Raw genomic sequence first — 22,706 nt, 5'->3', positions numbered from 1 at the left:
CACGCCCCCGGGAGTTCCGTTGCCCCGTTCCGATTCCGCACCCGCCGACTTCGCCGTCCTCCAAGAGACCGCCCGTACCTGGCGCCCCGACGAGGTCCGTACGACCGACACCCTGGACCCCGCCCCGGCTGCGGCCCTCTCCGCCGTACTGGACCTGCCCGCCCCGGCCGCGGCCGACGGCGATCCGCTGCCGGCGCTGTGGCACTGGCTGTATTTCCTGTCCTGGCCACGGCACGCCGAACTCGGCCCCGACGGGCATCCCCGGGACGGCCGCTTCCTGCCGCCGCTGCCCGAGCGGCGGCGGATGTTCGCGGGCGGGCGGCTGGAGGTGGCCTCGCCTCTGACCACAGGACGGCCGGCGGAGCAGCTCAGCCGGGTGAGCCGGGTGGTGCCGAAACGAGGCCGCAGCGGCGACCTGCTCTTCGTCACCGTACGCAGCGAGTACCGGCAGGACGGCCGGCTGTGCCTGACCGAGGAGCAGGACCTGGTGTACCGCAGCGGCGGTCCGGCACCCGTCCCGGCCGCCCTGCCCGCGGACACCGGGAGCGGCCCGCCCGCCGACGCGTCACCCTGGCAGCAGGAGTGGCGGACGGACCCGACCCTGCTGTTCCGTTTCAGCGCCCTGACCGCGAACGCCCACCGCATCCACTACGACACCCCGTACGCGACCGGCATCGAGGGCTATCCGGGGCTGGTCGTGCACGGCCCCCTGCTGGTGCTCGCCATGCTGGAGCTGCCCCGCCGCCGGCAACCCGCGCGGCGTCTGCGCACGCTCTCCTACCGGCTGCGCAAGCCCGTCTTCTGCGGGGAGCGACTCCTTGCCCGCGGCGGGCCGGAAGCCGACGGTTCGGCCCGGCTGCGGATCGCGAGCCATCGCGAGGAAGCCCACGCCGGGGCGGACGTGGCCTTCGCCTGAGTCACGGTGGTCAGGACTCCCGGCTCGGATCGCACAGCACCATGACCGCGCGGGCGACGAGCTCGCCCGCACCGCCGAGTTCGCTGCGGTAGCGGCCTGTTATCCCTCGAATGGTCTCGGCGAAGGCCCGGTCGCGGGCGCGGGCGCGAGCGGGGCCGGGAAGTTCCTGGGCCACGGCGCGGCGGCGGGCGAGGAGCGCGATGATCTCGTCGTCGAGGCGCTCGATCCGTCGGGTGACAGCTCCGTCGTCAGTCCCGCCGTGTGCTTCGTCGTCACCGTGGTCCTCCGTTCGCCGGCGGGCGCCGGATCGCGGCTCCCGTCCGTCTCCGTCGCAGTTGGTCCTTCCTCACTTTGCCCGTGACGCTCAGCGGCGACTCCTCACCGAACTCAACGGATACCGGTACGGGCACCGGCACCGTGAACCCGGCCATGTGCGCACGGAGTTCCCGGCAGGCGTTCGCAGGTCGGGTCAAAGTGCCTCGTCGGCCCGCAACTTCGCGATCTGCGGGGCGGGTTCGATGCGGCGGGGGAGCAGCAGCGGTGTGGCCAGGAGGAGGACCCCGGCGATCGCGATCGCCGTGCGGGGGCTGGTCGCGCCGGCCAGCAGGCCCCACAGGGCGGTCATCGCCGCGGCCGTCGTCTTGCTGGTGACCGACCACGCGGAGAGGGTGCGCGCCACCCGGTCCGTGTCGGTCTGCCGCAGCCGAAGCGTCGCGTACACCGGGTTGTAGACGGCGCAGGACACGATCACCCCCACCTCAACGACCATGACGAGCACCAGTCCCGACGTACCGGGTCCGATGAAGGCGAGGCCGATGGGCCAGCATGCGCGCAGCGTCCCCGAGGTGAGCAGCACCCGCCGCTCGCCGAAGCGCGGCACGAGCCTGCGGGCCAACTGTGAACCGATCAGCCCGCCGATGCTGGGCACCGAGAAGGCGAGACCGTACTGCCAGGGCGCGAACCCGAGGTCGCCGACCATCAGCACGGCGAGCAGCGGAGCCGACACCATGATGAGGGCGTTGACCAGGGCTGTGTGGAGGAACAGCGGCCGCAGCACCGGGTGGGTCAGGATGTAGCGCCAGCCTTCGAGCAGACTTCCGGCCGGCGCCGGCCCTTTCCGCACGGGGTGCTCCTCCGTCCCACCGATCGCACGGATGCCCATGGCCGACAGCACGAAGCTCGCCGCATTGGCCAGCACGGTCATCACGGGCCCGAACAGGCCGATCGCCGCTCCGCCGAGCGGCGGTCCGAGCACGATCGCGGTCCACTGCGTCGCCTCGAACCGCGCGTTCGCGACGAGCAGGTCGCCCGGCGGCAGCAGCGACTTGACGAAGGCCCCACTGGCCGCGGTGAAGCTGATGTCGGCCGCACCGACGACGACTGACACAACCAGTAGTTGTACGAAGGAGAGCGCACCGAGTGCGAAGGCGGTCGGGACGGTCAGCAGCGCGGCACAGCGGACCAGGTCCATGGTCATCATCACGGGCCGTTTGCGGCGGAACTCCATCCACGGCCCGAGCGGTGCCGCCACCGCCGCACCCACCGCGAGGCCGGCGGCTGACAGCACCGCCACCTCGGTCGCCCCGGCATGCAGAACGATCACCGCGATCAGCGAGAACGCGTCGAACGCGAGCCAGGTGCCGAGCGCACTCACCGAGTACGCGGCCCACAGCCACCCGAACCGCCGCCCCAAGCCCTGCCCGGCCCGCATGCCCGTCTCCCCGCCACGCCCGAATGTCGACCGGCGACATCAAAGCCGGTCACGGGGCGACAGGGCAAACAACCGACCCGCCCGGCACGGCACAACCGGACGTTGTGGAAGCAGCACAACCGGACGTTGTAGAAAGAGGACCGTGGATCTCGACGCAGTGCGCACCTTCGTGGCCGTCGCGGACTCCGGGCAGTTCCGGGAAGCCGCCCTCGCCCTGTCGGTCACCCAGCAGGCCGTCTCCAAGCGCGTGGCCACGCTGGAACGGGACCTCGGGGTACGGCTGTTCACGCGCACGGCGCGCGGAGCGCAGCTCACCGTCGACGGGCAGGTCCTCCTGCCCCACGCCCGTGACCTGTTGCGTGCGGAGGAGCGGGCGGCGGCCTCCGTGCGGCCCGGCCGCCGCGCCCTGCGCGTCGACGTCATCGGCCGCCGGCTGGCACCGGCCGACCTGCTGCGGGACTTCCACCGGGCCCACCCCGAGGTCACCCTCGACGTCGTGACCCTCTTCGACGCCGAGGCGGCCCTCGCGGCCGTGCGCTCCGGCACGATCGACGCCTCGTTCCGCGCCCTGACCCGGCCCGTGCGGCAGCTCCCCGACGGCATCGAAGCCACCCGCGTCCACGACGAGCCCGTCCAGCTGCTCACCGGACCGCGCCACGCGCTGGCCGCCGCGCGCACCCTCACTCCGGCCCGGCTGGCCGGGCACCGGATCTGGATGCCCGGCAACGTCGCCGGCACCGAGTGGGCCGCGTTCTACGACGACCTCGCGGCCGCGTTCGGGCTCATCATCGAGGTGACCGGTCCCGACTTCGGCACTGAGCCGCTCCTCGACACGATCGCCGACTCCCCGCTGCTCGCGACCTTCGTAGGTGAACAGACCCGCGTGCTCTGGCCCGCCGACCACGACCTGCGCCGCATCCCCGTGCATGATCCGACGCCGGTGTATCCGCACTCCCTGATCTGGCGCGGTGACAACCCGCACCCTGCGCTGGCCGCACTGCGCGCCCACCTCGGCTCCCCGCGCAACGACCGCGACACCTGGACACCGAACTGGGCGCGGTGAGTGCCGGCGAGGACAACGTCACCGCCCCTCACGACCCGTGTTCGCGGCCTGCGCGGACCCGGTCGTCCACATGAGCTCGCCCGGCACCGGCCGGCCGGCGAAGCTCCTGCGAACCGGCGGCGCCCGACGGTCAGTTGAGGGTGTCGGGGTCAGGACCGGTGCGCAGCCCACGGTCGAGGGCGGCGATCGCGGTCATCTCCTCATCACTGAGGACGAAGCCGAAGAGATCGATGTTCTCGTGGATACGGGCAGGCATCACGGACTTCGGGATCACGACGTTGCCGAGCTGAAGGTGCCAGCGCAGCACCACCTGCGCGGGCGACCTTCCGTGCCGCCCGGCGATCTCCGTCAGCGCGGGCTCGGCCAGCACCGCGCCCTGGGCCAGCGGACTCCAGGCCTCCGTGACGATGCCCAGGTCGGCGTGCAGCGCCCGCAGTTCTCGCTGCTGGAGTCCGGGGTGCAGCTCGATCTGGTTGACGGCCGGCACCAGCGAGGAACCCTCCAGCAGGCGGCGCAGATGGGCGGGCTGGAAGTTGGAGACACCGGCGGCGCGGATCCGCCCGTCGGCCACCAGCTTCTCGATGGCCCGCCAGGAGTCCCGGTACAGGTCGCGGGCGGGCGTCGGCCAGTGGACGAGGTACAGGTCGACGTACTCCAGGCCCAGCTTGGCCAGGCTCGCGTGGAACGCGCGGAGCGTGGAGTCGTGTCCCTGGTCCGCGTTCCACAGCTTGGTGGTGACGAACAGTTCGTCGCGGGCGATGCCCGAGGCCGCGAGGGCGGCACCGACACCGGCCTCGTTGCCGTAGACGGCTGCCGTGTCGATGCTGCGGTAGCCGGCCTGGAGGGCGGCGCTCACCGCGGCCGCGGTCTCGTCGTCGGGGACCTGGAAGACACCGAAGCCGAGCTGGGGGATTTCGACGCCGTTGTTGAGGGCGACGCTGGGGACGGTTGGGATGGTTGGGACGGATGGGGCGGTGGGGGTCATGTGCGTTGGTTTCCTTGCGGGTCGGTGGGGTCAGTGCTGGGCGGCGGCCGGGACACTCCCGGCCGGGGCGGATGCGGAAACGACCCGTCCGGTGGGCCGGGTGCGCCGGTCGAGGAAGGCTGCCAGGAAGGACAGGATCAGCGCGGCGCCGGCCAGGAGGGCGCCGACCCAGTCGGGGGCGGTGTAGCCGAGGCCGGCCGCGATGACGGTGCCGCCCAGCCAGGCGGCCAGCGCGTTGCCGAGGTTGAAGGCGCCGATGTTGGCGGCGGACGCCAGGGTCGGTGCGGCCGAGGCCTGATCGAGCACCCACTTCTGCAGCGGAGGCACGGTGGCGAAGCCCAGCGCGCCGATCAGTGTCAGCGTGATCGCGGCCAGAACCCTGTTGTGGGCGGTCGCCGTGAACAGGAGCAGGGTCAGGGACAGGGCCGCGAGGGCGGTGAACAGCATGGGCATCAGAGCCCGGTCGGCGAACCGGCCGCCCACCAGATTCCCGAGGAACATCCCGACCCCGAACAGCACCAGCAGCCAGGTCACCGCACCGGCCGAGTATCCGGCGACCTCGGTCATCATCGGCGTGATGTAGGTGATCGCGGCGAACACACCGCCGAAGCCGAGGACGGTCATCGCCATCGCGATCCACACCTGCACGTTGCGGAAGGCGGCGAACTCCGTACGGATGGTGCCGGAGCTCGCGCGGCCCGTCTCGGGCACCAGCTTGGCGACGCCGAGGAGGCCCGCGATGCCGAGTGCGGCGACGGCGGTGAAGGTGACCCGCCATCCGGCGGCCTGGCCGATGTACGTGCCCAGCGGGACGCCCACGATGTTGGCCACGGTCAGGCCGGTGAACATCAGGGAGATCGCGGAGGCCTTCTTCTCCGGCGCGACCAGACCGGCCGCGACCACCGAGCCGATACCGAAGAACGCACCGTGCGCGAGTGAGGCGACCACCCGGCCGACGAGCATGAGGCCGAAGGTGGGGGCGGACGCGGAGAGCACGTTCCCCACCACGAACAGGCCCATGAGGAACATGAGCATCTTCTTGCGGGAGACCTTGGTGCCCAGGACCGTCAGCAGGGGCGCGCCGAGGACCACGCCCAGGGCGTACCCGGAGACGAGCCAGCCGGCGGTCGGGATGGAGACGCCGAAGTCGCCCGCGACCTCGGGCAGCACGCCCATGATCACGAACTCGGTGGTGCCGATCCCGAAGGCCCCGATGGCCAGGGCCAGGAGGGCGAGAGGCATGGGAAGTACCTTCCAGGTGATTGCGTGTGGCGCTTACGAGCGTCGACATTAGTTGCAGACGCGGTATAAATGCAAGCGCATGCAATGCCTGGGGCGGGTAGTTGTTGTATGCAAGCATCTGACTGCAGGTGTCCGGGCATGCGAAAGCCCCCGCGGCGTCAGTGCTCGCGGGGGCCTCGGTGTGAGTCGCCCTCGGCGTAAGGCGCCCTCGGTGTCAGGCGGGTGTGTGGAGCGTCTCAACTGCCTTGACGAGCGGGGTGAGTTCCGGATTCCGTGCGGCTTCGTCCAAGGCCTCGCGCAGCGCCTTCTCGTTGGTCGGACGCGCCTCCTTGAGGAGCTGGAGGCCGGCCTCGGTGACGTTGGTGTAGATGCCGCGCCGGTCGGTGGGGCACAGGTATCGGCTCAGCAGCCCGCGGTCCTCCAGGCGGGTGACCAGCCGGGTGGTGGCGCTCTGGCTGAGCACGACCGCGTCGGCAACCTGCTTCATCTGCAGGTGCCCGCCCTCCCCGTCGTGCTGCCGGCTCAACACGTCCAGGAGGGAGTACTCGCGCACGCTCAGGTCGTGCCCGGCCTGCAGCGCACGCTCGATGTGCGCCTCGATCCTGCCGTGCAGCAGTGACAGGGCGCACCAGCCCTGGGCGAGGGCGGTGAGCGCCGGATCCGTCGCGGTCATGGGGCTGGGTCCTCCGTGCCGAAGTGGGTACCCTCCAGAATAGGCCATCGGGGAGGTTACCGGCTGAGGCATGTATAGCGCGCGTGCAAGTGAAATGGGATTGCTCGGTCGCGCCCGCACCGGTCCGGCTGATAGACCCATGGCATGGCAGACGCAGACGACGATTCCGAGCGCTTCGTGACGGGGCAGACGGCGCTGGTCGTGCCCGTACCGGAGGCGGAAGCCTCGGTCCGGGTCTGGCGCGACCGCTTCGACCCCGCGGCCCGGGCCGGTGTCCCGGCGCACGTCACGGTGCTCTTCCCCTTCCTGCACGCGTCCCTCGTCGACGACGGGACGTGCGCCGCCCTGGACGAGGTCTTCGGGCGGCACCCGTCCTTCGACGTGCGGTTCGAGGAGTGCGGACGGTTCCCCGGGGTGCTCTACCTCGCGCCCGCGCCGGCCGCTCCCTTCCGCAGGCTCACCGAGGCGGTCGTCGACCGGTGGCCGCAGGCCCCGCCGTACGGCGGGAAGTACGACCCCCACCCGCATCTGACGGTCGCCCAGGGACAGGACGACGCAGTCCTGGACGAGATCGAGTCGGGCCTCCGCCCAGGTCTCCCTTTCGCGGCGCGCGTGCCCACGGTCGATCTCGTCGTCTACGGCGACACCGACTGGCAGCACCGGGCGTCCTTCGCCCTTCGGTAGCCGACCGGAACCAACCGGACGCTCGGCGTAGGGGCCGTCAGTCCGTCCCGGGGGCGCCTTCGCGCGCACCATCACGCAGTCGAACTCGACCACCCCCCGGTCCGAGGTCGGTCACCCGCACGCCCAGGTGAGGTATCAGCTTGAGCAGTCGTCGGTGAAGGCTCTGCATCCGGTCACCGTTCGTGAGGTGACCGGAAGTGGTCGCTCCTTGGAACGAACTTGGTCCTGACTGTGAAGAACGGTTGCCGACAGATGGCGCGCGAGGGCCGCGACCGTCAGCACGGCGACCAGCGCGCACACGCCCAACCAGCCGAAACCGGCATACGCGCGGGCCCCCAGCCAGGACCCCGCGGTGCCGCCGAGGTAGGCGCACGTCATGTACGCGGTGTTGAGCCGGCTGCGGACGTCGGCCCGGAGCGCGAAGATCCGCACCTGGTTGGCGACCATCCCGCACTGCATCCCCACGTCCAGCAGCAAGGTGCCGACGACCAGCGCCGTCAGCCCGGCCGCACCGCCCGGCCCGCCCAGCGCCAGGACCGGCGCCGAGACGCCGACCACCAGGAAGCAGCCGAGGTTCACCGCGTCCGGCCCCCGTCGGTCCACCAGCCGCCCCGCGGCCGGCGTGCACAGCATGGTCGCCGCGTTCACGAGCGCGAGCAGCCCCGCGGACCGCGCGCTCATGCCGTACGCCGGACCCGTGAGCAGGAGCGTCACGCCGGTCCACACCGCGGAGAAGCCCGCGAACACCGCGGCCTGGTAGAGGCAGGAGCGGCGCAGCTCGGGTTCGGTGCGCAGCAGGCGCAGGGGTGCGGCGAGCAGGGCCGGGTAGCGGTGCGTGACGGAGGGGGGAGTCGTCGGCAGGGCGCGGGCCAGGAGGGCGGCAGCCGTCAGGGAGAGCACCGCCGACAGCACGTACGGGGCCCGCCAGCCGAGCCAGTCGCCGAGGGCGCTGCCGAACGTGCGGGAGAGCAGCATGCCGGCGATGGAACCGCTCAGCAGGGTGCCGCCGACCACCCCGCGACGCTCGGCGGGCACCAGGCCGGCCGCGAGCGGGCCCGCCAGCGGTGCGACCACCGTGCTCACACCGACGAGGAGACTCGCGACGGTGAGCGGCAGCAGGGCTCGTGCGCTACTCGCGGCGAGCAGGCCGAGGCCGGTCAGCGTCAGCAGGGTGACGATCAGCCGGCGCGGGCACAGGCGGTCGCCGAGCGGGACGAGCAGGAAGATCCCGGCCGCGTAGCCGAACTGCGTCGCGGTCACCACCGACGCGGCCGAACCGGGGGAGACGCCGAGGCCGTCGGCCACCAACGGGCTGATCGCCTGCGGGAAGTAGACGTTGCCCACGGCCACCCCGCAGGTCAGCGCCAGCAACGCAAGAGGCCGTCGACCGGCGGTACCCTGCCGGATGTCGTGTTGTTCCGTCATGCGTCGAAGTCCACGGCATCGACGGGCGCTTGCCAAAGGATGTAGGCGGAGGCTTAATGATCAGCTTCCTGCTCGACGTCGAGGACCTCGCGGACACCCGGTTCGCGATCTCGCCGCTGCGCGAGGTCATGGGCAGCCTGCGGGCCCTGCGCGCCCCGGCACTCTTCCCACTGCACGTCCCCTGGCGCCGGTCGGTGCTGGCCCGCCTCGACCCCGCCGACGCCCGCCTGTTGACGGCCCTGGTCGGCGAGAACCTGGCCCTGCCCGACTTCCTCACGCCACGGCCGACGACCTTCGCGCCCACGATCGAGGACCAGCTGACCGTCGTACGCACCACGCCCGAACACGTCGTACGACGCGACCTGTACGCGGCACACGCACCGCGCCCCCTCCCGGACGCGCTGCGGCAGATCGCCGTCCCCGGCGCCGCACCGGTCGCCGAGCTGTTGGAGGAGACATGTGAACTCCTGCTCCGCTACTGGGAGTTGGCCCTGTTGCCGCACTGGCCGCGGATGCGGCTCGTGCTGGAGGCCGACATCACCCACCGTGCCCGGCAGCTGGCCACGGGTGGCGCCCGGCTCCTCTTCTCCGACCTGCACCGCAACGTGCGCTGGCGGGACGGGGTGCTGCGCGTCGACCGGATGATCGGCCGGCATCAGGTGGACGGTTCCGGGCGGGGGCTACGCCTGGTGCCGTCGCTGTTCGCGCACAAACCCGCGCCTCCGCTCAGCGCCGACGAGCCCCCGATGCTGGCCTACCCGGGCCGGGGCGCCGCCACCCTGTGGGAGCCCGCACCCGACCCCGACACCTCGGCGCTCTCCGCGCTGCTCGGCGCACCCCGCACGACGGTCCTGCGCCTGCTCGCCGAGCCCCTTCCCACCGTCGAGATCGCCCGTCTGCTCGGCGTGACGCCCAGCGCCGTCTCCCAGCACCTGAAGGTGTTGCACACGACCGGCCTCGTCACGCGAGCCCGCGACGGTCGCCGCGTGCTGTACCGCCGCAGTCCGCTCGGCGACCGACTGGCCGTCGGCGCCTGACGTCGAGAGCACTCGAAGGCCCGCCGTCGTTGGAGACGGCGAGGGTCCGGGCGGACGGGACGGCACGCGAGTGGGCGTACACATCATGGAGTTCTACGGCGGCGCAGAGGCGCCGATGCCGGCTGCATCGAGGCGGCTCTCGGCACGGTGATCCTCGGGCCGCGCCTCGGCGGGCTGGTGGCGTGGATCGAGAGCTTCGCGGCCCCGTCCGTTCAGCGGCCGGCCGGGCTGGGCTGAGGCTGCGTGGGCCGGCTGCGGGAGACGACGCGCATCCCGCGGCCGTCCACCACGCGGACCTGCAGCGAACCGCAGCCGCAACGGGTCCACACGGTGCGGTCCGCGGCGGTGCTGTGCCGCGACACCACCTGGAACGGCTCGGCAGCGTCGGGCCAGCCGCAGTGCGGGCACTTGGCGCCGGTCGTGCTGATCATGGCAACTCCTCGTACGTGCTGACTGGTTGACGGTCGCGACACAGCCAGGGTGCAGCGCAGGATCCGTTCACGTCCAGGTTGACTTTGTGGACCTCACCTTGAAGCCTGGGCTTCATGATTGACCTGCGCCGACTGCACGTCCTGAGGGCGGTGGCCCACTACGGCACGGTCACCGCGGCTGCCCGCGCCCTGCACTTCACCACCTCCGCGGCCTCCCAGCAGATCCGCCAGCTCGCCCGTGAACTCGGCGTCGACCTCCTCGAACCGCAGGGCCGCGGGGTACGGCTCACCCCGGCCGCCGAGAGCCTGCTTGCGCACGCCGACGCCATCCACGCACGCTGGGAACAGGCCGAGCTCGACCTGCGCGCCGAACACGCGCTCGCCGGACCACTTCGCGTGAGCGGCATCTCGGTGGCCGTCTCGGTGCTGCTGGCCCCGATGGCCGTGCGGCTGCACGAGCGTCATCCGCGGCTGTCCGTCCGCATCCGGGAGGCGGGGGTGCCGGAGAGCTTCGACCTGCTCTTCGAGGGCGAGAGCGACCTCGCCGTCGTCGAGGCCACCCCGCACAGCCCGCCGCTGAACGACGCCCGCTTCGACCAGCAGCCGCTCCTGGACGACCCGTTCGACCTTGTCCTCCCCGACGGCCACCCGTTGGCGGGGCGCGAGCGCGTCGACCTCTCCGAGGCGGCGCACGAGGACTGGATCGCGCCCATGGCGGACAGCCCCTGTCGCCAGCACCTGCTGTCCGCGTGCGGGGAGGCCGGATTCAGCCCCGGCATCCTCCATCACACCGTGGACTGGAACGTCACCGCGCACCTGGTCGCAGGCCGGCTCGGCGTCGCGTTGATCCCCCGGCTGGCCCAGCTCACCCCGCATCTGCCGATCACCCGCGTGCCCTGCACGGGCAACCCGCACCGCAAACTGCTCACCTGCACCCGCCGCGGCGGCCGGGAACGGCCCGCGGTCGCGGCCGCACTGCACGAGCTGCGCGAACTGGCGCCGACGGCGGTGACTTGAGTGGCCTGAGTGACCTGAGTGGCCTGAGATGCAGGGACGATGACCGACGTGCCCGGACAGTGGGGGCGCAGCCGGGCATGCAGGAGGGGCCGGAGCTGCTCGGCTCCGGCCCCTTCCGCGTTCGTTCGTGCTGCTACTGCTGCCGGTCAGGCGGCAGCGGCCCCGTCCGCGTGGCCGTGCAGGCGGGCGACCACCTCGGTCAGCTGCGCGGCGACCTCGGCGTCGTCGGCCGGGTGGGTCTCGGCGAAGCGGGTCAGCGAGCCGGGGATGGAGAGCTTGACGTCCTCCAGCACCTTGCCGCCGGCGATGCCCACGGCCTTGCGGGTCTCGTCCTGCGCCCACACGCCGCCGAACTGGCCGAAGGCGGTGCCGGCCACGGCGACCGGCTTGCCGCCGAAGGCGCCGGCGCCGTAGGGGCGGGACAGCCAGTCGATGGCGTTCTTCAGAACGGCCGGGATGGTGCCGTTGTACTCGGGGGAGAAGAGCAGGAAGGCGTCGGACGCCTGCGCGGCCTCACGCAGCTTGGCGGCGGCGGCCGGGACACTGCCCTCGACGTCGATGTCCTCGTTGTAGAACGGGATCTCGGCGAGGCCCTCGAAGATCTCCACGTCCGCGCCCTCGGGAGCGAACTTGACGGCCGCCTCGGCGAGCTGGCGGTTGGTCGAACCGGCGCGAAGGCTGCCGACGAGCGCAAGGATGCGAACAGACATGCGAACTCCAAGAGGCTGAAACATTGCCGTTACGATCCGGACCGGGGTCCGTTTAGTTTCTAGCATCCTAACCGGACCGCGGTCCAGTTTTGTTCCCGATGCTTTACGCTGTCTTCATGTCCGCCGTCCTACCGCCCTTTCCGAGGCCCGAAGAGCCCGTCGGCGAGCCCGAATTGCTGCAGCTCGGCTCGGCCGAGGACGAGCCGTGCCTGCGTGCCGACGCCGCCCGGAACCGCGCGAAGCTGCTGGACGCGGCCGCACGGCTGATCGCGGAGCACGGGGTGGCGGGGGTCACCATGGAGGCGGTGGCCGCCGCCGCGCAGGTGGGCAAGGGGACCGTCTTCCGGCGCTTCGGCGACCGCACCGGCCTGCTGATGGCGCTGCTCGACCATTCGTCGAGGACGCTGCAGGCCGACTTCCTCGCCGGTCCACCGCCGCTGGGCCCCGGCGCGCCGCCGGTCGACCGGCTGCGGGCGTTCGGTGTGGCACTGCTCTACCGCTCGGCCGAGCAGCTGGACCTGCAGCTGGCCGCCCAGCCGGAGCCGACCCGCCGGTTCGACCACCCGTCGATGCGGGCGCTCACCATGCACGTCACGATGCTGCTGCGGCAGATCGTGCCGAAAGCCGACTGCGACCTGCTCGCCCAGACGTTCATGGGCTATCTCGATCCCGCCCTGATCCACCACCTGACCAGGCAGCGCGGGATGTCGCTGGAGCGGCTGGAGGCAGGCTGGACCGATCTGGTCGCCCAGGTCACCGGCACGGAGCCGCCCCGCTGAACCCGGTTCAGCGCCAGGCGGCGAACGCGTCCACGAGCCCCTGCGGTGCGTCGGCGCGGAACAGCAGGACTCCGTTGCGGGCCGACTCGTCGGCGGAGCGCTCGCTGCGGGGGAACATCTTGTCCTCGTAGGCGGCCAGTGCGGCCTCGGTGTCGCCCGGGTGCGCCGTCAGGGCCAGGCCCAGTTCCGCCCCGTCGAGCAGCGCCAGATTCGCCCCCTCGCCGGCGAACGGCGACATCAGATGCGCGGCGTCCCCGAGCAGGGTCACGCCCGGGACGCGCTGCCAGTGGTGGCCGACGGGCAGCGCGTGGATGCGCCGCGGGATCAACGGGCCGTCGGCGTCGGCGACCAGTGCCCGCAGGCTCTTGTCCCAGCCCGTGAAGTGGTCGAGCACATACGCCTTGGCCGCCTCGGCGTCGGTGAGGTCGATGCCGTCCAGCCACTCCTCGGGTGCCTCCACGGCCGCGTAGACGTGCAGGCTGCCGTGGGTCTCGCGGTGGGCGAGGAAACCCCGGCCCGCGCCGAGCGCGAAGAGCGACCCGCCGCCGACGACCTCGGCGCCGACGGGATGGTGCACATCGGCGTCCCTCAGGTCCGCCTCGACGAACGACACCCCGGTGTAGGCGGGCTCGGCGTCCGAGACCAGCGGCCGGATCCGCGACCAGGCGCCGTCGGCGCCCACCAGGAGGTCGGTGGTGAAGACGCTGCCGTCCGCGAGGGCCACCTGGTGCCGGCCGCCGCCCAGCGGACGCGCTCCGGTGACCCGCGCGCCCCAGCGAACGGTGCCTTCGGGGAGCGAACCGAGCAGAAGATCGCGCAGGTCGCCGCGATCGATCTCGGGGCGTCCGCCGTCTCCGCCGTCCGCCTCGTCCATGCGCACCACGGCGTCCTTGTCGAGGATCCGCATGGCCTCGCCGCCCTTGTGGACGAGCGCCCGGAACTTCTCGTACAGCCCCGCGGCGCGCAGCGCCACCTGGCCGGAGCCCTCGTGGATGTCGAGCATGCCGCCCTGGGTGCGGGCGGCGGGGGAGGCGTCCAGGTCGTAGACGGCCGTTTCGACGCCGTGCACGTGCAGAACCCGGGCCAGGGTGAGGCCGCCGAGACCGGCGCCCACGATGGCTATGGGGTGGTGGGTGGTCATGTCGCACTCCCTGAAGTCGGTCGGATACGTCGGTCGGATGAGTCAGTCGGGTACGGCGGTCCGCTCGATGCCCGCGATCACCGCTCGCAGGCCCCATGACAGGCGGGACTCGGGCGCACCGGACAACAGCTCGCCGCCCAGTGCGGCGATGTGCGGATGGGTTCGGTCCGAGATGCCGTGCAGGGCGCTGCGCAGGGCGTCCCACTCCTCCTCCGAGGCCTCCTGCGCGTGCTCCGCGGCCGTCGCGGTGGCGTGCAGCAGCAGCAGGTCCACGCCCCACGCCGCCTGTGCGGGAGGCACGCCGCCCTCGTCCAGCAGGGCCAGCAGCGCCTCGATCAGATTCAGGTAGTGGGGGCCGCTCGGCCGGGCCGTGAGCGCGGAGCGGGCCAGACTCGGGTGCTCGAAGAGCGTCGCGGTGTACGCGGTGAGCATCCGCTCCAGCCGTTCCCGCCACGTGCCCTCGGCCGGGGCCGGACCAACCGTCCCCAGCAACTCGTCCAGGACGGCCGCGTGCAGCTCCGCGGTGTTGCGGACGTAGACGTACAGCGAGGCCGGACCGGTGTCCAGCTCCCGCGCCAGGCGCCGCATGGTCACCTTCGCCAGACCCTCGGCGCGCATGATCGCGACGGCCGCGGCCACGATGCCTTCCCTGGTCAGGGCGGGTTTGGCCGGGCGCTCGCGGCGGCTTCGGGGTGTGTCGGTGCGGTCTGTCATGCCTCCAGGGTAACGAACATGTTCGTTGCGAACAAGTTCGATACGAACGTGTTCGTGCCCTGCCCGCCTGTGGCCTCGGCCACAGGCTCTGCAAAGATGCCGTACGTCATGGTGCAGATACCGAAAACGCCCGCGCCCACCTCGTCCACGCAGCGCTCCGTGCCCACGAGCGCCGATGTGGCCCGCCTGGCCGGCGTCTCGCGCGCGACCGTCTCCTACGTCCTCAACAACACCAGTGCCGTACGGATCAGCGAGCCCACGCGCCGCCGGGTCCACGAGGCCGCGAAGGAACTCGGGTACGTGCCGCACGCGGCCGCCCGCAGTCTGCGCGCCGGGCACAGCCGTATGGTCCTGATGCCCGCCCCGGACTTCCCGATCGGCCCTCTCTACAGCCAGTTCATCAGCGAGCTGCAGTGGGCGCTGGGCCGTCTCGACTACACGGTCGTGCAGTACGGCTCGGTCGGCGTGCACGGCGACGAGGCCGCCCGTGCCTGGGCCGAACTGCGGCCCGTCGCCGTCCTGGTGCCCGGCGCGGGCCTCGGCCCGCAGGGCGTGACGGTCCTCAAGCGCTCCGGCGCCCGGGCCGTCCTCACCCTCGGCTCCGGGTCGGTCGAGGGTGCCCACGCACTGGTCATGGACCAGGAAGCCGTCGGCCACTGCGCCGGCAGCCACCTCTTCGACCGCGGCCGGCGCCGCATCGGCGTCGTCGTGCCGGAGGCGGGCGGCCTGGAGTCCTTCAGTCTGCCCCGCCTCGAAGGCGTGCGCAGATCGCTGCACGGCACCGGCGCCACCGTCACCGAACTGCCCCTCGCCTACGAGGAGGAAGCGGCCGCGCGCCTCGCCGCCCGCTGGCGCGACCTCGGCCTCGACGCCGTGTTCGCGTACAACGACGAATACGCGATGCTGGTGATGCGGGCGCTGCAGGACGAGGGCGTACGCATCCCGCAGGACGTGGCCGTGATCGGAGCCGACGACCTCATGCTCGGCCGGCTGCTGCGGCCCCGCCTGAGCACCGTCCACATCGAGCTGCCGTCCGGCCGTGACCTGGCCGAACTGGTCGACCGCGCGGTCCGCAACCCCGCCGCCGCGCCCGAGTCCCACAAGGTGCTGGGAGCCACGGTGGTCCACCGCGAGTCCAGCTGACCTCCGGGAGGTAGGCATGGCGCCCATGCGCACGACGGTCGGCATCATCGGCGGCGGCCCCGCCGGGCTGCTCCTGGCCCGGCTGCTGCACCGCACGGGCATCGACTGTGTCGTCCTGGAGGCCAGGACCCGGGAGTACGTCGAACAGCGCCAGCGTGCCGGAATGCTGGAGCAGGGCACGGTCGACGCCCTGCGCGAGGCCGGCGCCGCCGAGCGCCTCGACGCCGAGGGCCTGGTCCACCAGGGCATCGAGCTGCGCTTCGACCGCGAACGCCACCACATCGACTTCCCGGCCCTCACCGGCGGCCGTACCGTCACGATCTACGCCCAGACCGAGATCGTGAAGGACCTCGTCGCGCTCCAACTGGCCGAAGGGCCCCCGCTGTTGTGGGAGGCGCAGGCACTCGCGGTCGAGAAGCCGGAGAGCGCCTCGCCCGTCGTACGGTTCCTGCACGAGGGCCGCGAGCAGACACTCACCTGCGACTGGGTCATCGGCTGCGACGGCTTCCACGGCATCTCCCGCGGCACGTTCCCGGCCGAGAGCAGCCACTCGTACGAGCGCGACTACCCCTACGCCTGGCTCGGGATCCTCGCCGACGTCGCACCGTCCTGCGACGAACTGATCTACGCGCGCGGGCGGAGCGGCTTCGCACTGCACAGCATGCGCTCCACCCATGTCTCCCGCCTCTACCTGCAGGTCCCGGGCGGAACCGACGCCGACGACTGGCCCGACGAGCGCATCTGGGACGAACTCGACGCCCGCTTCGCCGTCGACGCCGACTGGACGCTGCACCGCGGCCCGATCACCGCCAAGTCCGTTACGCCGATGCGCAGTCACGTCCACGAACCCATGCGTCACGGACGCCTGGTCCTGGCCGGCGACGCCGCCCACATCGTGCCGCCGACCGGCGCCAAGGGCCTCAACCTCGCCGTCTCGGACGTCCGCGTCCTCGCCCGCGCCTTCGCCGAACTGCACCGCACCGGATCCGAGCAACTCCTCGACGCCTACTCCCGGACATGCCTCGCACGTGTGTGGCAGGCCACGCGTTTCTCGTACGACATGACTAGGATGTTGCACGCTCAACCAGATGGGGATGTGTTCGAGAACCGGCTGCAGTTGGCACGTCTGCGCCGGATCGCCTCATCCCGCCACGCCGCCGCCGAACTGGCCGCGAACTACACGGGACTTCCGCTCATGACCTGAGTCCCGCCGGTGACGAAACGGAGAGCCGTCATGCCGTTGCTCGAATCGAAAACCTGGCAGTCCCGCCCCCTGTCGGGACCCGAGTACGCCGTAACCGAGCCTGCCACCGGGGACACCCTCGCCACCGTCACCCTCGCCTCCGCCGAGGACGTCGGCACGGCCGCCGAGGCCGCGCGCGCCGCCCAGGCCGAGTGGGCGCGTGTCCCGCACTTCGTCCGCGCCGGCGTCCTGCGCAGGGCAGGCGACCTGTTCACCGCGCACGCAGCCGAACTGCGCGAATGGATCGTGCGCGAGTCCGGATCGATCCCCGGCAAGGCCGACTTCGAGCTGCACGTCGCCGCCCAGGAGTGCTACGAGGCCGCCGCGCTCGCCTCCCGTCCGGCCGGACAGATCCTGCCGAGCGAGGCGCCCCGCCTGTCGTACACACGACGCGTCCCGGTGGGTGTGGTGGGTGTGATCTCCCCGTTCAACGCGCCGGTGATCCTCTCGATCCGCTCGGTCGCCCCGGCCCTCGCCCTCGGCAACGCGGTCGTCCTGAAGCCGGACCCGCGCACGGCGGTCTGCGGCGGACTCTCCCTCGCCGCGGTCTTCGCCGAGGCCGGCCTGCCCGAGAACCTGCTGCAGGTACTGCCGGGCGGCCCGGACGTCGGCCAGGCCCTGGTCGCCGACCCGCGCGTGCCGGTCATCTCCTTCACCGGCTCCACGGCGGCGGGCCGGGCGGTCGGCGAGGCGGCCGGACGCCACCTCAAGCGCGTCCACCTCGAACTCGGCGGCAACTCAGCCCTCGTCGTGCTGGAGGACGCCGACCTCGACGCGGTGATCTCGACGGCCGCCTGGGGCTCGTTCTTCCACCAGGGCCAGATCTGCATGACGACCGGTCGGCACCTCGTCCACCAGTCGGTGTACGAGGAGTACGTCGAAAGGCTCTCGGCCAAGGCCGACGCACTCGCCGTCGGCGACCCGCACCGCGAACAGGTCCACCTGGGCCCCATCATCGACGACGCCCAGCTCGCCAAGGTGCACGGACTGGTGGAGGCCAGTACGTCCCGCGGCGCCACACTGGCCGCGGGCGGTACCCACGAGCGACGCTTCTACCGGCCGACGGTCCTGGCGGGCGTCGACGACAGCACTCCCGCCTACGCCGAGGAGGTCTTCGGCCCGGTCGCTCCCGTACGCTCGTTCGCCACCGTCGACGAGGCTGCGGCCCTGGCGGCCCATGGCGAGTACGGCCTCTCGCTGGGCATCGTCACCCGTGACACGGCCCGCGGTCTCGACCTCGCCGAGCGCATCCCGACCGGCATCGTCCACATCAACGACCAGACGGTGAACGACGAGGCCGTGGCCCCCTTCGGCGGCATCGCCGCGTCCGGCACCGGCGCCCGCTTCGGAGGTGAGGCCAACCTGGAGGCCTTCACCGACGTGCGCTGGACGACGGTGCGTGGGGACGTGGCGCCGTATCCGTTCTAGAAGTGCTCTACGAGTGCTCTGGTAGCGCTCTGGTAGCGCTCTGGTGGTGCGTGGTGCGCAGTGCCCTACTGGCCGTTCTGGTCGGCCTGGGCCTGCTGCTCCGCGACCGCCTTGCGAACCTCGTCCATGTCCAGCTTGCGCGCCTGTCCGATGACGTCCGTCAGGGCGGCCTCGGGCAGGGCGCCCGGCTGCGCGAACACGGCGACCTGGTCACGGACGATCATCAGCGTCGGGATCGACTGGATACCGAAGGCCGCGGCCAGCTCCGGCTGCGCCTCGGTGTCGATCTTGCCGAACACCAGGTCCGGGTTCTCCTCGGCCGCCTTCTCGTACACAGGCGCGAACTGACGGCACGGCCCGCACCACGACGCCCAGAAGTCGATCAGGACGAACTCGTTGTCCGTGACCGTCTGGTCGAAATTCTCCTTGGTGAGCTCCACGGTGCTGCTCATGACCTGAAATCCCTCTTCCTGCTGTCGGGGCGAAGCCGTCGGCACAACACGGCCGGCCGGGCACGTATTCCGCGCCCCTACCCGTGTGGCCTCACCGCACACCACCCACCAGACTGGGCCCATGACGGATACGGAAACCATCGCGTACGACGTCGTGGTGCTCGGGGCCGGGCCCGTGGGGGAGAACGTGGCCGACCGCACGCGTGCGGCAGGCCTGTCCACCGCGGTCGTGGAGAGCGAGCTGGTCGGCGGCGAGTGCTCGTACTGGGCCTGCGTCCCCAGCAAGGCGCTGCTGCGCCCGGCCATCGCCCGCGCGGAAGCCCGCCGGGTGCCCGGCCTGCGACAGTCGGTGCAGGGCCCCCTCGAAGCCGCCGCGGTCCTCGCGCACCGTAACTACTACACCTCCGACTGGCACGACGACGGCGCTGCCGGGTGGCTTGAGGGCATCGGAGCCGACCTCTACCGCGGCCGGGGCCGCCTGACCGGCCCGCGCACGGTGACCGTCACCGGCTCGGACGGCGGGCAACGCGTGCTCACCGCCCGGCACGCGGTCGCCGTCTGCACGGGCACCGACGCCGTACTGCCCGATCTGCCGGGCCTGGCCGACGTCAAGCCGTGGACCAGCAGAAACGCGACGAGCGCGCAGGAAGTGCCCGGCCGTCTCGTCGTGGTCGGCGGGGGAGTAGTCGCCACCGAGATGGCCACCGCCTGGCAGGCCCTCGGCTCGCAGGTCACCGTCCTCGTCCGGGGCAAGGGCCTGCTCAACCGCATGGAGCCCTTCGCCGGAGAGCTGGTCGTCGAGGCTCTCACCGAGGCCGGCGCGGACATCCGCACCGGTACGTCGGTCGAGTCGGTCGCCCGCGAGAACGGCACGGTCGTCGTGGTGACCGGCGACGGCGAGCGCATCGAGGCCGATGAGATCCTCTTCGCCACGGGCCGCCGTCCGCGCACCGACGACATCGGCCTGGACACGGTCGGCCTGGAACCGGGCGGCTGGCTGCCCGTCGACGACAGCATGCTGGTGAACGGAAGCGACTGGCTGTACGCGTGCGGCGACGTCAACCACCGCGCGCTCCTCACCCACCAGGGCAAGTACCAGGCGCGCATCGCGGGCGCCGCAATCGCCGGCCGCGCGTCCGGCGTACCGATCCTGGAGTCGGACCCCTGGGGCGCCCACACCGCCACCGCCGACCACCACGCCGTCCCCCAGGTCGTCTTCACCGACCCGGAGGCGGCGGCCGTGGGTCTCTCCCTCGCGGAGGCGGAACAGGCCGGGTACCGGGTACGGGCCGTGGACGTCGAGATGTCCTCGGCGGCCGGCGCGGGACTGTACGCCGACGGCTACCGCGGCCGCGCACGCATGATCGTCGACCTGAACGAGGAGATCCTGCGCGGAGTCACCTTCGTCGGACCCGGCGTCGGCGAACTCATCCACTCGGCGACGGTCGCGGTGGCCGGCCAGGTCCCGATCGCCCGGCTGTGGCACGCGGTGCCGTCGTTCCCGACGATCAGCGAGGTGTGGCTGCGCCTGCTGGAGGCGTACCGCGACAACTGACATCCGGTCGCGGAGATCGGGGGCGCGGCGCGGGAGGAGCGACGGCGAGGGCACTGCGGTGAGCGCCCCCGGTTCACGGCAAAGCGCCCCTGATTCACGGCAGTTCGAAGCCGAGTTCCTTCGCCGCCTCCTCCGGCGTCGACTGTGTCCAGCGCTCCGCCATCGATGCGTTCGAGGACAGTGAGCGAAGTTCCGCGCGGTCGAGGTACAGCATCCCGTCGAGGTGGTCGGTCTCGTGCTGCACGATCCGCGCGGGCCAGCCGGTGAACACCTCGTCCAGCGCACGCCCTTGCTCGTCCTCCCCCGTCAGCCGCACCTGGGCGTGCCGCGCCACCACGGCCTGCCAGCCCGGCACACTCAGACAGCCCTCGAAGAAGGCGGCCCGCTGCGAACCGACGGGCTCGTACGACGGATTGACCAGAACCCGAAACGGCTGGGGCACCCGACCGCGGGCCAGCCGTACCTCGTCCGGTACCGGCGCCGGGTCCTCGATCACCGCGATCCGCAGCTCCACGCCGACCTGCGGCGCGGCGACCCCGACGCCGGGCGCCGCATGCATCGTGACGCGCAGGGCCTCCACGAAGCGGGCGAGCAGGGCCGGGTCGAGCTGACCGTCGAATCGCTCGGTGCCTCGCCGCAGCACCGGGTCGCCGGCCGCGACGATGGGCAGCGGCCCTTCGGCGGCGAGGAGTTCCTCGACCCGCTCGGCAAGGGGGGCGTGGTCACGGGGAGTTGCCATCGGCCCAGCATGCCACGGCCACCGGCGACAGACGTCACCCCGTGTGACGCGCGCCACTTCCGTCTCCGGGAACTCGGCGTCCCACGCGCCCGACTACTGGACCGCTACGCCACCTCACCTCCCCGTCCCCGTACCTCGGAGAAGCCCGCGATGTCCACCGCTCCCTCGACGACCAAGGGCGACGCCCCGCAACCGGTCACCGCCCCGGTGCCGTCCCCCAGCCGATGGGCGCCGCTCCGCCCACTGGTACTACGTCTGCACTTCTACGCCGGAGTGGTCGTCGCACCGTTCCTGCTCGTCGCCGCGGTCACGGGCTTCCTGTACGCCGGCGCCTTCCAGGCGGAGAAGCTCGTGTACGCGCATGAGATGACCGTCGCGAAAACGGGCGGTACCGAGCTGCCCATCTCCGAGCAGGTGGCCGCCGCCCGCAAGGCCCACCCCGGGGGCACCGTCGCGGCCGTACGCCCCTCCCCGCGGGCCGATGCCACCACCAGGGTGCTGCTGTCCGGCATCAAAGGTGTCGATCCCGACCACACCCTCGCCGTGTTCGTCGACCCGTACACCGGCAAGGTCCGCGGCGCCCTCGAACAGTACGGCTCGACCGGCGCGCTCCCGCTGCGGACCTGGATCGACGAACTCCACCGCGATCTGCACCTCGGCGACACCGGCCGGCTCTACAGCGAGTTCGCCGCGAGCTGGTTGTGGGTGATCGCGGGCGGCGGCCTGGTGCTGTGGTTCTCCCGACGCCGCGCCCTGCGCACGGTGCGCGGCACCAGCGGACGGCGCCGCACGCTCGGCCTGCACGGCACCGTCGGTGTCTGGGCCGCCGCTGGGTTCATATTCCTCTCGGCGACCGGTCTGACCTGGTCGACCTACGCCGGGGCGAACGTCGACGAACTGCGTACCTCGCTCGGCCAGGCCACCCCGTCGGTCTCGGCGACGGCCGGCGGTGCGCACGCGGGCCACGGCGCCTCCGCCTCCACCGGGGACGCCGAGCACGGCGTCGGCCTCGACAAGGTGCTCTCCGCAGCCCGAGCCGAGGGCCTGACCGACCCCGTCGAGATCGTGCCGCCCGCGGACGCGAACTCGGCCTACGTCGTACGGCAGGTGCAGCGCAGCTGGCCCGAGAAGCAGGACTCGGTCGCGATCGACCCGGCCTCCGGTAAGGTCACCGACGTCCTGCGGTTCGACGACTACCCGCTGCTCGCCAAGCTGACCCGCTGGGGCATCGACCTGCACACCGGAGTCCTCTTCGGCCTGGCCAACCAACTCGCCCTGATGGCACTCGCCCTCAGCCTCGTCCTGCTGATCGTCTGGGGCTACCGCATGTGGTGGCAGCGCGGGCGCGGCTCCTCCTTCGGCCGGCCGATCCCGCGCGGCGCCTGGCAGCAGGTGCCTCCCCAGATCCTGGTCCCGGCGGTCGCCGTCATCGCGGTCCTCGGCTATTTCGTGCCGCTGCTGGGCATTCCACTGGCCGCCTTCGTCGTCACCGACGTCCTGCTCGGCGAGATCGCCCACCGGCGGAGCGCGGCCGTCAAGCAGCCGTCAGGAGCCGTCAAGTAAGAGACAGGGGCCCGGGTTTCCGGGCCCCTGCCATGTCCGAGCCATCTCCGAAACG

Annotated in this window: 23 protein-coding genes; 11 read left to right on the top strand and 12 right to left on the bottom strand. The window is 71.9% G+C overall.

Annotation, left to right across the window (positions count from 1 at the left end):
* Positions 1-19: 19 nt before the first annotated feature.
* Positions 20-916, top strand: coding sequence for a hypothetical protein (locus tag OG870_RS04935; protein WP_266592257.1), 897 nt, complete (start codon positions 20-22; stop codon positions 914-916).
* A 10-nt stretch (positions 917-926) separates the two neighbouring features.
* On the opposite strand, the gene OG870_RS04930 is transcribed toward OG870_RS04935, so the two are convergent.
* A complete protein-coding gene (locus OG870_RS04930; RefSeq protein ID WP_266592259.1) occupies positions 927-1,091 on the bottom strand; it encodes a hypothetical protein in 165 nt (54 codons plus the stop codon).
* A 294-nt stretch (positions 1,092-1,385) separates the two neighbouring features.
* Positions 1,386-2,627, bottom strand: a complete 1,242-nt coding sequence (locus OG870_RS04925) for an MFS transporter (protein ID WP_266592261.1) — start codon at positions 2,625-2,627, stop codon at positions 1,386-1,388.
* 142 nt (positions 2,628-2,769) lie between these two features.
* On the opposite strand from OG870_RS04925, the gene OG870_RS04920 reads away from it, so the two are divergent.
* Entirely contained in the window at positions 2,770-3,690 is a 921-nt protein-coding gene (locus OG870_RS04920) for a LysR family transcriptional regulator (RefSeq protein ID WP_266592263.1), read from the top strand.
* 130 nt (positions 3,691-3,820) lie between these two features.
* Here OG870_RS04920 and OG870_RS04915 read toward each other — a convergent pair whose 3' ends face one another.
* The 3 genes from OG870_RS04915 to OG870_RS04905 all read right to left on the bottom strand — a co-directional run bounded on the left by OG870_RS04915 (position 3,821) and on the right by OG870_RS04905 (position 6,590).
* Entirely contained in the window at positions 3,821-4,645 is an 825-nt protein-coding gene (locus tag OG870_RS04915) for an aldo/keto reductase (protein WP_327692291.1), read from the bottom strand.
* 60 nt (positions 4,646-4,705) lie between these two features.
* The gene (locus OG870_RS04910) at positions 4,706-5,917 is read right to left on the bottom strand and encodes an MFS transporter (protein WP_266592267.1); all 1,212 of its coding nucleotides are present in this window, start codon (positions 5,915-5,917) and stop codon (positions 4,706-4,708) included.
* 214 nt (positions 5,918-6,131) lie between these two features.
* Positions 6,132-6,590: a MarR family winged helix-turn-helix transcriptional regulator gene (locus OG870_RS04905; RefSeq protein WP_266592269.1), complete on the bottom strand. Its 459-nt coding sequence runs from the start codon at positions 6,588-6,590 to the stop codon at positions 6,132-6,134.
* Between the two features lie 144 nt (positions 6,591-6,734).
* Here OG870_RS04905 and OG870_RS04900 point away from each other — a divergent pair, with 144 nt between their 5' ends.
* Positions 6,735-7,274, top strand: coding sequence for a 2'-5' RNA ligase family protein (locus OG870_RS04900; protein WP_266531054.1), 540 nt, complete (start codon positions 6,735-6,737; stop codon positions 7,272-7,274).
* Between the two features lie 135 nt (positions 7,275-7,409).
* Here the strand turns inward: OG870_RS04900 and OG870_RS04895 are convergent, their stop codons facing one another.
* Positions 7,410-8,699, bottom strand: a complete 1,290-nt coding sequence (locus OG870_RS04895; protein WP_266592271.1) for an MFS transporter — start codon at positions 8,697-8,699, stop codon at positions 7,410-7,412.
* Between the two features lie 56 nt (positions 8,700-8,755).
* Between OG870_RS04895 and OG870_RS04890 the strand changes: the two genes are divergently transcribed.
* On the top strand, positions 8,756-9,736 hold the full coding sequence (locus tag OG870_RS04890; protein ID WP_266531050.1) for an ArsR/SmtB family transcription factor: 981 nt from the start codon (positions 8,756-8,758) through the stop codon (positions 9,734-9,736).
* Between the two features lie 212 nt (positions 9,737-9,948).
* On the opposite strand, the gene OG870_RS04885 is transcribed toward OG870_RS04890, so the two are convergent.
* Positions 9,949-10,167 (bottom strand): hypothetical protein, encoded by a 219-nt coding sequence (locus OG870_RS04885; RefSeq protein WP_327690652.1) that lies wholly within the window; start codon positions 10,165-10,167, stop codon positions 9,949-9,951.
* 114 nt (positions 10,168-10,281) lie between these two features.
* Here OG870_RS04885 and OG870_RS04880 point away from each other — a divergent pair, with 114 nt between their 5' ends.
* Complete coding sequence (locus OG870_RS04880) at positions 10,282-11,184, top strand: LysR family transcriptional regulator (protein WP_266592273.1); 903 nt, start codon at positions 10,282-10,284, stop codon at positions 11,182-11,184.
* A 146-nt stretch (positions 11,185-11,330) separates the two neighbouring features.
* Here OG870_RS04880 and OG870_RS04875 read toward each other — a convergent pair whose 3' ends face one another.
* Complete coding sequence (locus tag OG870_RS04875; RefSeq protein WP_266531044.1) at positions 11,331-11,894, bottom strand: NAD(P)H-dependent oxidoreductase; 564 nt, start codon at positions 11,892-11,894, stop codon at positions 11,331-11,333.
* Between the two features lie 98 nt (positions 11,895-11,992).
* Here OG870_RS04875 and OG870_RS04870 point away from each other — a divergent pair, with 98 nt between their 5' ends.
* On the top strand, positions 11,993-12,673 hold the full coding sequence (locus tag OG870_RS04870; RefSeq protein ID WP_266592275.1) for a TetR/AcrR family transcriptional regulator: 681 nt from the start codon (positions 11,993-11,995) through the stop codon (positions 12,671-12,673).
* 7 nt (positions 12,674-12,680) lie between these two features.
* Here OG870_RS04870 and OG870_RS04865 read toward each other — a convergent pair whose 3' ends face one another.
* Positions 12,681-13,814 carry an FAD-dependent oxidoreductase gene (locus OG870_RS04865; protein ID WP_266592277.1) on the bottom strand — a complete coding sequence of 378 codons (1,134 nt, stop codon included), beginning with the start codon at positions 13,812-13,814 and terminating at the stop codon, positions 12,681-12,683.
* A gap of 42 nt (positions 13,815-13,856) precedes the next feature.
* Positions 13,857-14,528: a TetR/AcrR family transcriptional regulator gene (locus OG870_RS04860; protein ID WP_266592279.1), complete on the bottom strand. Its 672-nt coding sequence runs from the start codon at positions 14,526-14,528 to the stop codon at positions 13,857-13,859.
* Positions 14,529-14,624: 96 nt separating this feature from the next.
* On the opposite strand from OG870_RS04860, the gene OG870_RS04855 reads away from it, so the two are divergent.
* From OG870_RS04855 to OG870_RS04845, 3 genes are read left to right on the top strand one after another with little or no spacing between them, the layout of a single operon-like run.
* Positions 14,625-15,671, top strand: a complete 1,047-nt coding sequence (locus OG870_RS04855) for a LacI family DNA-binding transcriptional regulator (protein ID WP_266592281.1) — start codon at positions 14,625-14,627, stop codon at positions 15,669-15,671.
* A 25-nt stretch (positions 15,672-15,696) separates the two neighbouring features.
* On the top strand, positions 15,697-16,875 hold the full coding sequence (locus tag OG870_RS04850) for a 4-hydroxybenzoate 3-monooxygenase (RefSeq protein WP_266592652.1): 1,179 nt from the start codon (positions 15,697-15,699) through the stop codon (positions 16,873-16,875).
* A 30-nt stretch (positions 16,876-16,905) separates the two neighbouring features.
* A complete protein-coding gene (locus tag OG870_RS04845; protein WP_266592283.1) occupies positions 16,906-18,342 on the top strand; it encodes a benzaldehyde dehydrogenase in 1,437 nt (478 codons plus the stop codon).
* A gap of 65 nt (positions 18,343-18,407) precedes the next feature.
* Here the strand turns inward: OG870_RS04845 and trxA are convergent, their stop codons facing one another.
* Positions 18,408-18,794, bottom strand: coding sequence for a thioredoxin (gene trxA / locus OG870_RS04840; RefSeq protein WP_266592285.1), 387 nt, complete (start codon positions 18,792-18,794; stop codon positions 18,408-18,410).
* Between the two features lie 121 nt (positions 18,795-18,915).
* On the opposite strand from trxA, the gene OG870_RS04835 reads away from it, so the two are divergent.
* A complete protein-coding gene (locus OG870_RS04835; RefSeq protein ID WP_266592287.1) occupies positions 18,916-20,349 on the top strand; it encodes a dihydrolipoyl dehydrogenase family protein in 1,434 nt (477 codons plus the stop codon).
* Positions 20,350-20,443: 94 nt separating this feature from the next.
* On the opposite strand, the gene OG870_RS04830 is transcribed toward OG870_RS04835, so the two are convergent.
* Positions 20,444-21,088 carry a peptide deformylase gene (locus OG870_RS04830; RefSeq protein ID WP_266592289.1) on the bottom strand — a complete coding sequence of 215 codons (645 nt, stop codon included), beginning with the start codon at positions 21,086-21,088 and terminating at the stop codon, positions 20,444-20,446.
* Between the two features lie 150 nt (positions 21,089-21,238).
* Here OG870_RS04830 and OG870_RS04825 point away from each other — a divergent pair, with 150 nt between their 5' ends.
* Complete coding sequence (locus tag OG870_RS04825; RefSeq protein ID WP_266592291.1) at positions 21,239-22,651, top strand: PepSY-associated TM helix domain-containing protein; 1,413 nt, start codon at positions 21,239-21,241, stop codon at positions 22,649-22,651.
* Positions 22,652-22,706: the final 55 nt, after the last annotated feature.

Source organism: Streptomyces sp. NBC_00461 (assembly GCF_036013935.1).
Classification (GTDB): Bacteria; Actinomycetota; Actinomycetes; order Streptomycetales; family Streptomycetaceae; genus Streptomyces.
Note: the sequence above shows the minus strand (reverse complement) of the source record. Positions and strands in the feature narration are given on the sequence as shown.